The 14416-nt window shown below is 67.2% G+C and carries 13 protein-coding genes and 2 tRNA genes; 6 read left to right on the forward strand and 9 right to left on the reverse strand.

The window, feature by feature from the left end; all coding sequences use genetic code 11:
- Positions 1-188: 188 nt before the first annotated feature.
- Positions 189-1580, reverse strand: coding sequence for a trigger factor (tig, locus tag ACHMXB_RS08065; protein ID WP_395404296.1), 1392 nt, complete (start codon positions 1578-1580; stop codon positions 189-191).
- A gap of 79 nt (positions 1581-1659) precedes the next feature.
- Positions 1660-1734: transfer RNA gene (locus ACHMXB_RS08070), tRNA-Pro, on the reverse strand.
- Between the two features lie 153 nt (positions 1735-1887).
- Here ACHMXB_RS08070 and ACHMXB_RS08075 point away from each other — a divergent pair.
- Positions 1888-1961 (forward strand) — tRNA-Gly (locus ACHMXB_RS08075).
- A gap of 49 nt (positions 1962-2010) precedes the next feature.
- Here ACHMXB_RS08075 and ACHMXB_RS08080 read toward each other — a convergent pair.
- The 4 genes from ACHMXB_RS08080 to ACHMXB_RS08095 form a co-directional block, all read right to left on the reverse strand.
- A complete protein-coding gene (locus ACHMXB_RS08080; protein WP_395404298.1) occupies positions 2011-3168 on the reverse strand; it encodes a winged helix DNA-binding domain-containing protein in 1158 nt (385 codons plus the stop codon).
- 32 nt (positions 3169-3200) lie between these two features.
- Complete coding sequence (locus ACHMXB_RS08085; protein WP_395404300.1) at positions 3201-4139, reverse strand: Fpg/Nei family DNA glycosylase; 939 nt, start codon at positions 4137-4139, stop codon at positions 3201-3203.
- On the reverse strand, positions 4139-4633 hold the full coding sequence (locus ACHMXB_RS08090) for a ribose-5-phosphate isomerase (protein ID WP_395404302.1): 495 nt from the start codon (positions 4631-4633) through the stop codon (positions 4139-4141). The genes ACHMXB_RS08085 and ACHMXB_RS08090 overlap by 1 nt, the downstream gene beginning before the upstream one ends.
- A 142-nt stretch (positions 4634-4775) precedes the next feature.
- Positions 4776-5789 carry a hypothetical protein gene (locus tag ACHMXB_RS08095; RefSeq protein WP_395404304.1) on the reverse strand — a complete coding sequence of 338 codons (1014 nt, stop codon included), beginning with the start codon at positions 5787-5789 and terminating at the stop codon, positions 4776-4778.
- Positions 5790-6008: 219 nt separating this feature from the next.
- Between ACHMXB_RS08095 and pepN the strand changes: the two genes are divergently transcribed.
- From pepN to ACHMXB_RS08115, 4 genes are all read left to right on the forward strand, one after another.
- Positions 6009-8561: an aminopeptidase N gene (gene pepN, locus ACHMXB_RS08100; RefSeq protein ID WP_395404306.1), complete on the forward strand. Its 2553-nt coding sequence runs from the start codon at positions 6009-6011 to the stop codon at positions 8559-8561.
- 3 nt (positions 8562-8564) lie between these two features.
- Positions 8565-9044 carry an OsmC family protein gene (locus ACHMXB_RS08105; RefSeq protein ID WP_395404308.1) on the forward strand — a complete coding sequence of 160 codons (480 nt, stop codon included), beginning with the start codon at positions 8565-8567 and terminating at the stop codon, positions 9042-9044.
- A 107-nt stretch (positions 9045-9151) separates the two neighbouring features.
- Positions 9152-9814 carry a mechanosensitive ion channel family protein gene (locus ACHMXB_RS08110; protein ID WP_395404310.1) on the forward strand — a complete coding sequence of 221 codons (663 nt, stop codon included), beginning with the start codon at positions 9152-9154 and terminating at the stop codon, positions 9812-9814.
- 2 nt (positions 9815-9816) lie between these two features.
- Entirely contained in the window at positions 9817-10290 is a 474-nt protein-coding gene (locus ACHMXB_RS08115) for a globin (RefSeq protein ID WP_395404312.1), read from the forward strand.
- Positions 10291-10329: 39 nt separating this feature from the next.
- Here the strand turns inward: ACHMXB_RS08115 and ACHMXB_RS08120 are convergent, their stop codons facing one another.
- The gene (locus tag ACHMXB_RS08120) at positions 10330-11007 is read right to left on the reverse strand and encodes a hypothetical protein (protein ID WP_395404314.1); all 678 of its coding nucleotides are present in this window, start codon (positions 11005-11007) and stop codon (positions 10330-10332) included.
- Positions 11008-11070: 63 nt separating this feature from the next.
- Here ACHMXB_RS08120 and tesB point away from each other — a divergent pair, with 63 nt between their 5' ends.
- Positions 11071-12042, forward strand: a complete 972-nt coding sequence (tesB, locus tag ACHMXB_RS08125) for an acyl-CoA thioesterase II (RefSeq protein ID WP_395404316.1) — start codon at positions 11071-11073, stop codon at positions 12040-12042.
- A 78-nt stretch (positions 12043-12120) separates the two neighbouring features.
- Here tesB and ettA read toward each other — a convergent pair whose 3' ends face one another.
- Together ettA and ACHMXB_RS08135 are read right to left on the reverse strand one after the other, a co-directional pair.
- A complete protein-coding gene (ettA, locus tag ACHMXB_RS08130) occupies positions 12121-13803 on the reverse strand; it encodes an energy-dependent translational throttle protein EttA (RefSeq protein WP_190602495.1) in 1683 nt (560 codons plus the stop codon).
- A 45-nt stretch (positions 13804-13848) separates the two neighbouring features.
- Positions 13849-14385 (reverse strand): DUF6993 domain-containing protein, encoded by a 537-nt coding sequence (locus ACHMXB_RS08135; RefSeq protein WP_395405189.1) that lies wholly within the window; start codon positions 14383-14385, stop codon positions 13849-13851.
- Positions 14386-14416 lie beyond the last annotated feature (31 nt).

A 14416-nucleotide genomic window follows, 5' to 3' on the forward strand; every position in this document is an offset into this window, starting at 1 on the left:
ACATCACTGAACGACATCACTGAACTTCACTACTTGGACACTAACCGCTTTCGGAGCGGATTTGTTCGTCGGAATCGCGCTGTTCGCTGACGGCGCACGATTGCCAGCGGGAGCTGTACACCGGCCGTTAACGCGTCAGCCCCCGGATCCGAGGACCCGGGGGCTGACGCCGCTGATGCGTGCTGCTGCTAGAACTTCACGGCTGCGGGATCGTCGTTCGCGACGGTCTCGCCGGCTGCCTCTTCAGCTTCGGATTCTGCTTCGGCTTCGACGGCAGGAGCCTCTTCGCCGCCGGGGCGGACGAAGTCGCTCAGGTCAACCTTGTTGCCCTCGGAGTCGGTAACCTCGGCCTGGCCCAGGACGACGGCCAGTGCCTTGCGGCGGCGGACCTCGGAGACCATCATGGGAACCTGGCCGCTCTGGTCGATGATCTGGGCGAACTGGTTCGGGTCCATGCCGTACTGGCTGGCGGTGGTGACGATGTAGTCGATCAGCTCGTTCTGGCTGACGCCCACTTCTTCCTTCTCGGCGATGGCGTCGAGGATGATCTCGTTCTGGAAGGCGCGCTCGGTGTTGGCCTTGACCTCGGCGCGGTGCTCCTCGGTGTCGTGCTCGCCTTCACCGTGGGAGTTCTCGGCCTTGAAGTGCTGCTCGAGCTGCTCCTCAACGACGGAGTCCGGAACGGGAACCTCAACCAGCTCAACGAGCTTGTCCAGGACCTTGTCGCGGGCCTCTACGCCCTGTTCGACGACCTTGGAGTCGGCGGCCTGCTTGGCGAGGTCCTCGCGCAGTTCGGCCAGCGTGTCGAACTCGGAGGCCAGCTGGGCGAAGTCGTCGTTCGCCTCGGGCAGTTCGCGCTCCTTGACGGACTTGACCACAACCTTGACCTGCGCGGCTTCGCCGGCGTGGTCGCCGCCCACCAGGGTGGTCTCGAAGATGGCGTCCTCGTCAGCGCTCAGGCCGGTCACGGCCTCGTCCATGCCCTCAAGCATGGTGCCGGCGCCAACCTGGTAGGACAGCCCGGAAGCGGAGTCCACCTCGGCGCCGTCGATGCTCGCCGTGATGTCGATGCTCAGGAAGTCGCCGTCAGCTGCCGGGCGCTCGACGGACTTGAGCGTGCCGAAGCGGCCGCGCAGTTCGTCCAGGGCCTTGTCGACATCGGCGTCAGAGGACTCTGCCGCGGCAACCTCAACCTTGATGCCGGCGTAGTCGGGCAGCTCGATCTCGGGGCGGACGTCAACCTCGGCCTGGAACTTCAGCTCACCATCGGTGGCGGAAGGGTCCGGAACCTCGGTGATCTCAACCTCGGGACGGCTCAGGGGGTGGATGCCGGACTCCTGGACTGCAGCCTGGTACCAGCCGTTGAGGCCCTCGTTGATGGCGGTCTCCAGGACGTAGCCGCGGCCGACGCGCTGGTCGATTAGCTTGGCGGGAACCTTGCCCTTACGGAAGCCAGGGACCTGGATCTGCGAAGCAACAGTCTTGTATGCCTCGTCGATGCTGGGCTTCAATTCCTCAAAGGGGACCTCAACATTGAGCTTGACCCGCGTGGGGGTGAGGTTCTCGACAGCGCTCTTCACGGTCTAAGTACTCCTGGTTTTGTTGGATGGGTTCTGCAAACGCGTTGTTGTGACCAGGCCTGGGGCCCGGGCCGCAGAGTCGGGGTGACAGGATTTGAACCTGCGACTTCCTGCTCCCAAAGCAGGCGCTCTAGCCAAGCTGAGCTACACCCCGTAATGCACAGGACAGTCTACGTTCATCCCCGCCGCGATTGCACATTTGACAGTTGGGACATGAATTAGGTTTAGTTATATCCGGCTTGAACAGCCGCCGAAGAAAAGCCCAAGGCCAGGGTCGGAAGAAGACCAGCGCCGCAACGCTTTCCTCGGGGACGTAGCTTAATGGTAAAGCCTCAGTCTTCCAAACTGATTACGCGGGTTCGATTCCCGTCGTCCCCTCCACTCCAAAGAGGCCCCTCGTTGAGGGGCCTCTTCTGCGTTGTCCCCGGGTCTAGGCGTGGCCCCCGACATTCACCGTGCCGAACGTGAGATGTGCTTCTGCCTGCAGGAAATTCCCGACCCGCTCCGCCTGCTGCGCCACCTCCTCCAGGCGCGAGGGCCTCGCAGGATCAATCAGCTCGGCGGTGATCTCCACTTTCCTTCCGGAACGGCGGTGGTGCCAGAGTCCGCGGACGACGCCGTCGATGAGTATGACGGGATAGTTACCTGCCTGCCCCCTGGCCAGGGCTCGGGTACTTGCCGCGCCGGGGAACAGCAGCTCCCGCGGCTGGCCCGCCACCACATAGGAATCGAAGTAGGGAAGCAGCCTGACGCCCGAAGGTTCCGTGGTGATGGCCCCGGCGTCGCTCGGCAGCACCCAGGCCGGCGCCCCCTCCACCGCTACTTGTGCAAGCTCTCCGCGGTGGTCAGCAAACAGCCCGGCCGTCCACCCGTGCGGAACTCCCAGCCACCGGGCAAAGTGGGCCGGCGTAGCGGGGCCGTACGCCTGCAGGTACGCCCGGAGCAGCCAGCTAAGCGCCGGGGCGGGATCGGCGGGCCGGAAGCCGGGAAGTAGCTGCCCGGGGCTGCGGTATGTCGCCGCACGGCCCCTGCCGGCGCCAAAGCACAGCGCTCCGCGGAAGCCCGCGGTCCCCAGCGCCGCGCGCCAGCGCGGCCACATGGTCTGGAATGCGGGCATCACCGGGTCAGCCGCCCAGGCACCGGTTCTGGCGACAATGGCGTCGGTAAGTTCGTCAACGGTCAGCTCGGCATCCCGGAGCGCATCTGCAATGGCCGCCACGATCTGGTCCGTCTGGCCGGGTGTCAGGAACTGTCGCAGCGCCGGGTTGGGCGGAAGGGCACCCAGCGCTCCGGACCACTGGGACAGGTCGGCGGCCGGCAGCAGGTGCACAGTGCCCCGTGGCCCGAAGGTCCTGACCAGGGTTCCGTCTTCCCAGAGCGCCTTGCGCACCTCGGCCCGGGAAATGCCGGCGCCGCGTATGCCCACGGACAGCTCGGCGGCGGGCATCACCTGGGCGTGCGCACCGCACATGGCCCGCACGATCTCCGCCGGGGAGGCGGTTTGAGAAGGGGCAGCAAGCCACTGGCGCCCCAGGCGCCGCGCGCAGACGTGCGCCCACGAATACTCGCGCACAGGTTCCTCAACCATCGCCCGTCGGCCCTCCCCGGTCGCCGGTCAGCTCAAAAAGGCTGCTGGCAGGACGGGCACCAGTACAGTTTGCGCGCGGCGTGTTCGGCCAGCGCAACCGGAGTGCCGCAGACCCGGCACGGCTGGCCGTGGCGGCGGTAGACAAAGTGCGCCTCCTCCCCCGGCGGAAGCTGGCCGCTCCGGGTCCAGAAGCCGGCGGTGGTGGTGATGATCCGCCCGTCGCGGACGCCGTCGGCCATCACCGCGGCGGTGTCATCCCAGAGAAGACCGGCGGCGTCCGCGGTTAGCGCGCGGCCGGGCAGCAGGGGGTCGATCCTGCCGCGGAACAGCACTTCGGCCCGGTAGACATTCCCCACGCCGGCAATCACCTTCTGATCCATCAGCAGCGTGGCGAGCGGCGTCCGCTTTGCCAGGACGCGGCGGATGAAGTCGTCCCTGCTGCCGCCTGTGTTGTGGAGCGGATCGGGGCCCAGCCTGTCCAGCACGGCTGCCGCCTCGGCGTCGGTGATGGCCGCGCACGTGGTGGCACCGCGAAGGTCGGCCCAGCCATGGTCACTCACCAGCCGGACCCGCACCGCTCCGACCGGCGCCGGCGGCCCGGCGTACTCGGCGGGAGCTGTATCGCCACTGCCTTCGGTCGACCCAGTGCCATCGGTTGACCCACTAGCGTCAGCCACTTCGCGCTCCCCCACCCGGCGGGGCGCGCCGATGCTGGAGGCGCCGCGGAACTGGCTGTCCCCGCCGAAATCCCAGGCCCCGTAGAGGCCGAGATGGACGTGCAGCACCAGTGCGTGCTCGAAGTGCAGGAACAGGTGCTTTCCGTGCGCGGACGCGTGAACCATGGTGTGCCCGTCCAGCAGCGCGGCGCCGGCGGCGAAGCGGCCCTGGGGGCTGCTGACAGCCAGCCGCTCGCCGGCGAACACGTCACCGAACTGGCGGGCCAGCCGGTGTATGGAGTGGCCTTCCGGCACTATTCGACGATCTCGCCGGTGGTTTCGTAGGTGGCGATCTTGCCGATGCGGCGGACGTGCCGCTCGTCGTTGCTGAAGGGCTCCTGCAGGAAGGCCTCGATCAGCGACGTGGCCTCCTCGACGCTGTGCTGGCGCCCGCCGACGGCCACCACGTTGGCATCGTTGTGCTCGCGGGCCAGTGTGGCCGTGGACTGGTTCCAGGCCAGGGCGGCGCGGACACCCTTGACCTTGTTGGCCGCGATCTGCTCGCCGTTTCCTGATCCGCCCAGCACGATGCCCAGCGCGTGGACTCCTGCTTTCTGGTCGGCCACCACTGCGAGCGCGGCGTTGATGCAGAACGACGGGTAGTCGTCCAGGGCGTCGTATTCCTTGGGTCCGTGGTCCACCACGTCGTAGCCGTTCGCCGTCAGGTGCTTGACCAGGTGGGCGCTCAGCTCCATGCCGGCGTGGTCGGTGGCGATGTGGACCCGCGGAAATGCAGGGTTTGTTGTCACGGTAGCTTCCGTTCAGTCATGAGCACCGGGGCGCGGCCGGGCTGGTACAGGTCAAATCAACAGCTCCAAGAGTACTCGGTGCGCTTCGCCCCAGCAGGGTGCCGCCCAGGTGGTGACGCGGCCGTTACTCTTCGGCGCCGCCCTAGGCTGGTGGGTGGCTGTCCGGCGGGCGGGCGTCACGGCGGGCCCTTGCCGCAACGCGGGTCAGGACCTCTGCAAGACGGGCGGCGGAGTCGGGGTTGCCGCCGCTTACGGCAAGTTTGTGGCCGTCGGTCTTGCGGACGACGACGGCGGGGCCGCTGCTGACGAGCACCGCTGCGGTCCCGTCGTGGTTGCGGTAGCCCCAGCCGCCGTAGTCGGCGGCGCGGACGTCAGCCGGTTGGGCGGCGGAGATGGCGGCGGCGGGGACGTCGATCACACGCAGGATGCCCGCAAGGAAGACGCGCAGCCCGCTGCGGTCCGCGGTAACCCGGGCGAACAGGAACGCGGCGCCCACCAGCGCGGCCGCCACGAGCAGCGCTCCGAGCCATGGCACGGCGATCGCGATCAGGGAAGCGGGAAACAGGCTGGCTATGGCGATCATGACGAAGACCGAGCTGCGCGCGTGAACCCAGAACCGGACGGAATCGCGGACGAGCTCAGGGTCGAGCTCAAGTTCCAGGGCCTGCTGCAGTGCACGGTCGTCCTCCGGTGTCCACTGCTGGTCCGCCTTGAACACGAACCCGATGATGACACCCAGGGCAAGTCCGGCGCCGCTGCCCGAGGCGAGGACAATCATGTCCACGCTTGACTCTCGCGCGTCAGCCACACCGGCCTGGCCTACGAGGGCGGCCGCCAGCACGGTGGTGACGAAAAGGCTCACGGTCAGCCCCGCGCCCATCATGATCCGGCGCATCACAGTGGGCCGCGACACCGGCACGGCCTGCAGCAGCACCAGCCAGCCGGTGACGACGATCAGGGCGGCCCCGCCCCCCACGAAGGCGGGGAACGGCGCGAAGGCGGTGCCGCCGTCGTTATTCCACATGACCGCCAGCGGTTCCGGCAGATCCGGCCGCAACAGCACGGCACAGACCGCGAACCCGGCGGCGAGCAACACTGGGAAGCCGATCGCGAACCGCAGCGCTTTGGTGTCCACAGCATCGAGGATCTTTCCCATGCCTTAACGCTACCCCTGCACCAGCCGGCCGGAGAGGACCCCGTGGGAACGAGCCCCGGACTTGGGCCGGGGAAGTGAGCTGCGCAACTTGCCAAGCGGCGGCGAAATGAAACAATGGCTTCACAGTGATGCAACCGCACGCGTGACCACCGTGCGCAGCAGCCGGCGGGCCGGCCCTGCCCGGCCACCACAACCTCTGGAGGCACAATCTTGCCAGGCATGAACCTGACCCGCGCCGAAGCACGCGAGCGCGCCGCCCTGATCGCCGTCGACTCCTACGATGTCAGCCTGGACCTGACCAGGGGCGAGGCTGTCTTCGGTTCCACCACCACCGTCAGGTTCACGGCGGCGCCGGGATCGTCGACGTTCATTGACGCCGTGACGGACGCCGTCCACAGTGTGACGCTGAACGGCCGCGAACTGGACCCCGCCGAAGTGTCCGACGGTGTCCGGATCCAGCTCCCGGACCTTGCTGCGGAAAACGAACTGACTGTCGTGGCGGACGCCCCCTACATGAACACCGGTGAAGGCCTGCACCGCTTCGTGGACCCGGTGGACGGCGAGGTGTACCTGTACACGCAGTTCGAGGTGCCTGATTCACGCCGGATGTTCGCGGTCTTTGAACAGCCCGACCTCAAGGCCACCTTCCGGTTCCGCGTCACCGCACCCTCGCACTGGGACGTCGTCTCCAATTCCCCGACGCCGGAGCCGGAGGCGGCTGCCCCGGGGAACGACGGCGCCGCCTGCTCGGTCTGGGACTTTCCGCCGACGCCCCGCCTGTCCTCGTATGTCACCGCTCTGATCGCGGGACCGTACCAGTCGGTGCGCAGCGACGTCACCAGTTCGGATGGCCGCGTTGTTCCGCTGGGCGTCTTCGCCCGCAAGTCCCTGATGCAGTACCTGGACGCGGACAACATCTTTGAGCTCACGCGCCAGGGCTTCGAGTTCTTCGAGGCGCAGTTCGGCTGCCCCTACCCGTTTGAGAAGTACGACCAGCTGTTTGTGCCGGAGTTCAACGCCGGCGCCATGGAAAACGCCGGCGCGGTCACCATCCTCGAAGGCTACGTTTTCCGCGGCAAGGTCCCGGAGGCGCAGGTGGAACGCCGCGCCATCACCGTGCTGCACGAACTGGCGCACATGTGGTTCGGCGACCTCGTGACCATGCGCTGGTGGAACGACCTCTGGCTCAACGAATCGTTCGCCGAATACATGTCGCACCTGGCCGCGGTGGAGAACACCAAGTTCCAGAGCGCGTGGACCACGTTCGCCTCGGTGGAGAAGTCGTGGGCCTACCGGCAGGACCAGCTCCCCACCACCCACCCGATCTTCGCCGAGATCAACGACCTGCAGGACGTCGAGGTGAACTTCGACGGCATCACCTATGCCAAGGGCGCCTCCGTGCTGCGGCAGCTGGTGGCCTGGGTGGGGCCGGAGCAGTTCATGGCCGGGGTACGTGAATACTTTGCCAAGCATTCGTGGCGCAACACCGAGCTCGGCGACCTGATGGTCGAGCTGGAGAAGGCCAGCGGACGCGACCTCGACCAGTGGGGCCGCCTGTGGCTGGAAACGGCCGGCGTGAACTCGCTGAAGCCGGAGCTGGCAGTGGACGCTGACGGCACCATCACCTCGTTTGCCATCCTGCAGTCGGCGGTTGCCGAGCAGCCCACCATCCGCCCGCACCGCCTGGCGGTGGGCTTCTATGACCTCACCGGCGAGGGCACGCTCGAGCGCGTGCACCGTGAGGAGCTGGACGTCGACGGCGAACGCACCGAGGTCCCCGAACTGGCCGGGCTCAAGCGGCCGGACCTCATCCTGCTCAACGACGATGACCTCGCGTATGCCAAGGTGCGGCTTGATGAGCAGTCCCTCGCCACGGCCAAGGCGCACCTGAAGAATTTCCGCGAGAGCCTGCCGCGGACGCTGGTGTGGGGTTCGGCCTGGGACGCCGCACGGGACGGGGAAAGCCCCGCCCGCGGATACGTCGACCTGATCCTGGCCAACATCGCCTCCGAGTCCGATTCGTCGGTGATCCTGGTGCAGCTGCGGCAACTGGCCACCACGCTCACGTTCTACGTGGCCGACGAGCACCGGGAAGCCACCACCGTTGCCGCCGTCGACCGGCTCTGGGAACTCGCCGCGGACGTGCCGGGCGGGTCCGACGCCCAGCTGCAGTTCATCAAGTCGTTCGCGCTCCTGGCGCGCAGCGGGCAGCAGCTGGACCGGATCGCCGGGCTGCTGGACGGCTCGGCCACCCTGGCCGGGTTGACCGTGGACCAGGACCTCCGCTGGGAGCTCCTGGCCTCCCTCGTGGCGGGCGGCCGGCTGGGACAGGCGGACATCGACGCTGAACTGCAGCGGGACAACACCTCCAGCGGCCAGAACGCGGCCGCCCTGGCCAAGGCTGCCATCCCCACTCCGGAGGCCAAGTTGGCCGCCTGGGAGTCGATCGTGGTCAAGGGCGAGCTCTCCAACGCCATCCAGGCCTCGGCCGTCGCCGGCTTCACGCGGGTGCTGGACACGGCGCTGCTGGAGCCGTTCGCGGAGAAGTACTTCGAGGCCGTGCCGGGAATCGTTGCCGAGCGGACCAATGCCCTGGCCCAGCAGATCGTCGTCGGGCTGTACCCGGCGCAGCTGACCAGCCAGGCCACCGTGGACCGGACCGACGCGTTCCTTGCGTCGCTGCCGGAGGAAAGTGCTGCGCTGCGCCGGATGATGCTGGAAAACCGCGACGGCGTGGCCCGGGCTCTGCGGGCCCGCGCGGCGGATGTCTAGGCAATGGCACTCAACGAACACCACTATGCGCTGACGGTCCGCTGGACCGGCAACCTCGGAAGCGGCACGTCGTCCTACCGGGACTACTCCCGGGACCATGACATCGAAATTCCGGGGCTGCCGGTCCTGCAGGGCTCGGCCGATCCCACCTTCCACGGCGACCGCTCCCGGTACAACCCCGAGCAGCTGCTGTTGACGGCGCTGGCACAGTGCCACATGCTGTCCTTCCTGCACGTTGCGGTGAAGCATGGCGTGGTGGTCCTGTCCTATGAGGACAACGCCACCGGCATGATGCGGCTCAACCGGGACGGCAGCGGCCAGTTCGAAACCGTAACGCTGCGCCCGCACGTGACGGTTGCGGATCCGGGGCACATCGCGCTGGCGGACCGGATGCACCACGAGGCCAACCAGGTGTGCTTCATTGCCCGTAGCGTAAAGTTCCCTGTCCTGCACGCTCCCGTTACCACAGCCGGAAGTCCTTAGCCAGCGGCAGACCCCGTTAGGCTTAAAGGCGACCAAAGAGCGGCCGGCCTCCCCGGAAAGCGCGGAGACCGGCCGCCACCGGACAGCAGCAAGGAGCCTTCCAGCAGATGCACAGCATGTTCACCGCGCCCTCCGCCTCACTGGAGCCCACCGGACTCGACCTGGCCGGCGTGGCCATCAGCCTCGGCGCAGGCATACTCCTGTGGCTGATCGCCAGTTTCCTGATCGCCAGGATCACCAAGCGTGTGGCCAGCGGCACGTCGCTGTTCAAGAAGCCGCATTTCCGCTGGGTGGCGCCGGCGCTGCGCGCCCTGGACCATGAGCGGCGCGTGCAGCGGGCCAACACGATCGGCTCGCTGCTGAAGAGCGGCATCGGCGTGATGATCGCCGTCATCACCACCATCTACATGCTCAAGAACCTCGACGTCGACGTGGCGCCGCTGCTGACCAGCGTGGGGATCCTCGGTATCGCCATCGGCTTTGGTGCCCAGCAGCTGATCAGGGACTTCCTCGCCGGCATCTTCATCACCATCGAGGACCAGTACGGCATCGGCGACATCATCGAAACCAGCGAAGTAGTGGGCGTCGTGGAGTCGATCGGGCTCCGGATCACGCGCGTCCGCGACGAGAACGGCGCCATCTGGTACCTCCGCAACGGCGAGATCCTCCGCGTGGGCAACCGCTCGCAGGGCAACTACGTCCCGCCCGCGGAGCCGGAAGAGTCGGCTGCGGAAGCCGAGCACGCACCCCAGCAGAAGGCCGGAGAATAGCCATGACCATTCCATCCGTTCCCACCCCGCCCGAGCCGGGGGTCCGGAAGCCGCTGATGCGCAACGACCCGTTCAGCCAGCCGGGCTACACGGACAACTTTTACGACGCCGTCGGCGGCCATGAGACCTTCGTGAAGCTCATTGACGTCTTTTACGATGGTGTGGCCACCGATCCGCTGCTGCGCGCCATGTATCCGGAAGAGGACCTGGGCCCGGCCAAGCGGCGGTTCCTGATGTTCCTGGAGCAGTACTGGGGCGGTCCCACCACCTACGGCGAGGAGCGCGGCCATCCCCGGCTGCGGATGCGCCACATGCCGTTCCGGGTGACGCCCGAGGCGAAGGACCGCTGGCTGCACCACATGCGGACGGCGGTCGATTCCCTGGACCTGCCGCCGCTGCATGAGGGCACGCTGTGGGATTACATGGAGCGTGCCGCGCTCTCGATGGTGAACAGCCCGTCCGAGGCGCAGGGCTGATACCGGCGCTGTTTCGCGGCGCCGGGTATCGGCGTCATCCTAGAGCAGGCCTGCGCCGGTACGTGCCAGCACGTGCCCGCGGTTGCCGCTGAGCCGGAACCAGCGCCCGGAACGGTAGAGCTTGTGTTCGTCCCTGCTCAGTTCGTCTCCGCCCAGGAATCCCAGGGCAAGGGCGGCGAACGCCGCTCCGGCCGGCAGCCCGTGCCGGCCCTCAAGCCCGCGTCCCCAGACGGCGGCCCGGGCGTTGTTCACGATCATGGCCCCGGGTCTGTCCGGAACGATGGCGGCCACCTCGGCGATGCCGGCCTCGGCGGCCTGCCGCAGTTCGGCGTCGGGCACGGAGTCCACGAGTTCCCAGCCGCCGCGCGGCGCGCCCACGCCGGCCCATGACTCGGTGACGGTCGACGGCGGGACCGGAAGATCGGCGTCGTTCTCCCCCGCCCGGGCCAGCCGGTCCAGGACGGCAGCGAGCGGAACCGTGACATCAACTACGGACGGCTCTGCCAGTCCCATGGTGCGCAGGCCCAGAATCGTGGGGGTGGACTCCCCCAGGATGCGGGGCCTGAGCACGCACACGTAGGCGGCCAGGACGGTGCCGGCGGCCTGCAGGCGAATGGCGCCGTCATCGATGGCCTTGGCGCGGGTGACGAAGGTCTTCAGATCGGCGAGATCGCGGGGGTCGGCGAAGCGGAAAGACTGGGTAAGGAGATCAGACACGTTAAGAACACTACCGGCTGTGGCTCGGTTGAGCGGTGCCGGGGCGCCGTCTAGAGTCAAACCATGACTGAAGCGGACGCCGGATTGCAGGCATTGCCCACGAACGACCCCACGAACTCCCTCCTCGAACTGCTTGACCTCGGCGAGCTGGAAGGCGCCCGCACCGACGAGGATATTTTCATGGGCCCGTCGCAGCGCCAGCCGCACCAGCGCGTCTTCGGCGGCCAGGTCCTGGCCCAGTCCTTGGTCGCCGGAATGCGCACCGTGGACGAGGACCGCACCGTCCATTCCATGCACGGCTACTTCCTCCGGCCCGGCGATGCTAACAAGCCCATCACCTTCGGCGTCCAGCGCTTGCGGGACGGCCGCTCGTTCTCCGCCCGGCGCGTGCATGCCTACCAGGACGGTACGCCGATTCTGTCCATGATCGCCTCATTCCAGGCCGGCGACGACGGCATTGAGCACCAGTCCGAGATGCCCGCCGGCATTCCGGACCCGGAGACGCTGCCCAGCACGGCTGACCTGCTGGGCAAGTTCGACCACCCCGTCGCCCGGCACTGGTCGTACGAACGGCCCTTCGACATCCGCCATGTGGATCCCGCCCTGTATGTGGCGGCCACGGGGAAGAAGGAAGCGCGCAACGCCGTGTGGATGAAGACCTTCAGCCCCATGCCGGACGACGCCAATATGCACCGTGCCGCGCTGGCTTACGCCAGCGACTACACGCTGCTCGAGTCGATTCTTCGCAAGCACGGGCTGAGCTGGATTACGCCGGGCATGAGCGTGGCGAGCCTCGATCACGCAATGTGGTGGCACCGTCCCGTCCGCGTTGACGAGTGGCTCCTGTACGTGCAGGAATCGCCCAGCGCCCAGGGAGCGCGGGGCCTGGCGACCGGCAAGATCTTCAACCGGGAGGGCCTGCACGTGGCATCCGTGGCGCAGGAGGGCATGGTCCGGGTGCCGACGGACATCAAGAGCAAAGTGGCCGGTGCCGTGCAGACCAAGATCCTGCAGCACCAGATGCGCAAGGCCTGACGGGCTCCCGGCGCACGATAAGGCCGGCCCCGGGTTGATCTCGTCAACCCGGGGCCGGCCTTTTTCGTGCAGCTAATACTAGTCGCGGGTCAGGCGGCGGTGCGTGACGCGGTGCGGCTTGGCGGCGTCGGGGCCGAGGCGCTGCACCTTGTTCTCCTCGTAGGATTCGAAGTTGCCTTCAAACCAGTACCACTTCGACGGGTTCTCCTCGTCACCTTCGTACGCGAGGATGTGGGTGGCCACCCGGTCCAGGAACCAACGGTCGTGGGAGACCACGACGGCGCAGCCCGGGAACTCCAGCAGCGCGTTTTCCAGGCTGCTGAGGGTTTCGACGTCGAGGTCGTTGGTCGGTTCGTCGAGCAGGAGCAGGTTTCCGCCCTGCTTGAGGGTGAGCGCCAGGTTCAGGCGGTTGCGCTCACCACCGGAGAGCACACCTGCCTTCTTCTGCTGGTCCGGGCCCTTGAACCCGAACGCCGCGACGTAGGCGCGGGACGGCATTTCAACGTTGCCCACCTGGATGAAGTCCAGGCCGTCGGAAACAACTTCCCACAGGGTCTTGTTGGGGTCGATGCCGCCGCGGCTCTGGTCCGCGTAGGAGATCTTGACCGAGTCACCGATCTTCAGCTCGCCGCCGTCAAGGGGCTCGAGGCCCACGATGGTCTTGAACAGCGTGGACTTGCCCACACCGTTCGGGCCGATGACGCCGACGATGCCGTTGCGGGGCAGGGAGAAGGACAGGCCGTCGATCAGGGTGCGGTCGTCGAAGCCCTTCTGGAGGTTCTTGGCTTCCAGCACCACTCCGCCAAGGCGCGGTCCCGGCGGGATCTGGATCTCTTCGAAGTCCAGCTTCCGGGTGCGGTCGGCCTCGGCCGCCATTTCCTCGTAGCGGGCCAGACGCGCCTTGGACTTGGTCTGACGGCCCTTTGCATTGGAGCGGACCCAGTCGAGTTCCTCGGCGAGGCGCTTGGCCTGCTTGGCGTCCTTCTTGCCCTGGATTTCCAGGCGGGCGCGCTTCTTCTCCAGGTAGGTGGAATAGTTGCCCTCATAGGGGTACAGGTGGCCGCGGTCCACCTCCGCGATCCATTCCGCGACGTGGTCCAAGAAGTACCGGTCGTGGGTGACGGCGAGCACTGCGCCCTCGTAGGAGGAGAGGTGCTGTTCCAGCCACAGCACGCTCTCGGCGTCGAGGTGGTTGGTGGGCTCGTCGAGCAGCAGGAGGTCCGGCTTCTGCAGCAGCAGCTTGCAGAGGGCCACGCGGCGGCGCTCACCACCGGAGAGCAGGGTGACATCCGCGTCGGCCGGCGGGCAGCGGAGGGCGTCCATGGCCTGCTCAAGCTGGGAGTCCAGGTCCCAGGCATCGGCGGAGTCGATGGCCTCCTGCAGGTGGCCCATCTCCTCGAGGAGCGAGTCGTAGTCCGCGTCCGGGCTGGCCATCTCCTCGGAGATGGCGTTGAAGCGCTGGATCTTGCCGTAGATCTCGCCCACACCTTCCTGGACGTTGCCCAGGACGGTCTTTTCCTCGTTCAGCGGCGGCTCCTGGAGCAGGATGCCGACCGTGTAGCCTGGGCTCAGCCGCGCCTCGCCGTTGGAGGGGGTGTCCAGGCCGGCCATGATTTTCAGGATGGTGGACTTACCGGCACCGTTGGGGCCAACGACGCCGATCTTGGCGCCCGGGAAGAACGACATGCTGACGTCGTCGAGAATAAGTTTTTCGCCAACAGCCTTTCGGGCCTTGGTCATTGTGTAGATAAATTCCGCCATGGTTCCAAATCTAGTGGGTTGGCGGTGATATCTCACATTCCGGGCTCAGCCGGCGGCTCCTACGAAACACTTGCCGTTCGACAGCGCCGGCAGCACGGTCACCGTCACCTTTCGATCGCGGATCTGGCCGATCACGCATTCCTTGGCCTGGACAGCCGCCGCTTCCATGGAATCCACCTCGAGTCCGGTGGGCGTGCGCCCTGCCGAGACCTCGAGGCTCCGCGCCGGAACGCCTGCCGCCGTGAGGGCTGAGGTGATGTCCGCCGTAGCCGGCTTGGGGTTGGCCGCGACTACGCTCCCCAGGACGTCAGCCATGGTCCGCTGCAGTGCGGCCGTGGCCTCCGGAGCGGTTTTCGTGCCTGCCGCAGGCGACGACGGTTTTGGCGAGGCTGATGCTGCCGCTGCCGCCTGCGTGGCCGCCTGCCCTCCAGTGGTCGCCTGGCCTCCCGGCGCGGTGCAGGCGGCCAGCGACACGGCAACGACGGCCAATGCGAGCCGGCCGGCAACCTTCTTGGCGTTTCCCCGGGCACCAGTGGCATTGCCGCGGAGTGCTTTGTTCCGCTGAAGTGTAGTCGCTCGCATCACGCTGCCATTCTGCCATGCGGCACCGCCA

The organism is Arthrobacter sp. UC242_113 (assembly GCF_044054585.1).
In the GTDB taxonomy this organism is placed as follows: domain Bacteria; phylum Actinomycetota; class Actinomycetes; order Actinomycetales; family Micrococcaceae; genus Arthrobacter.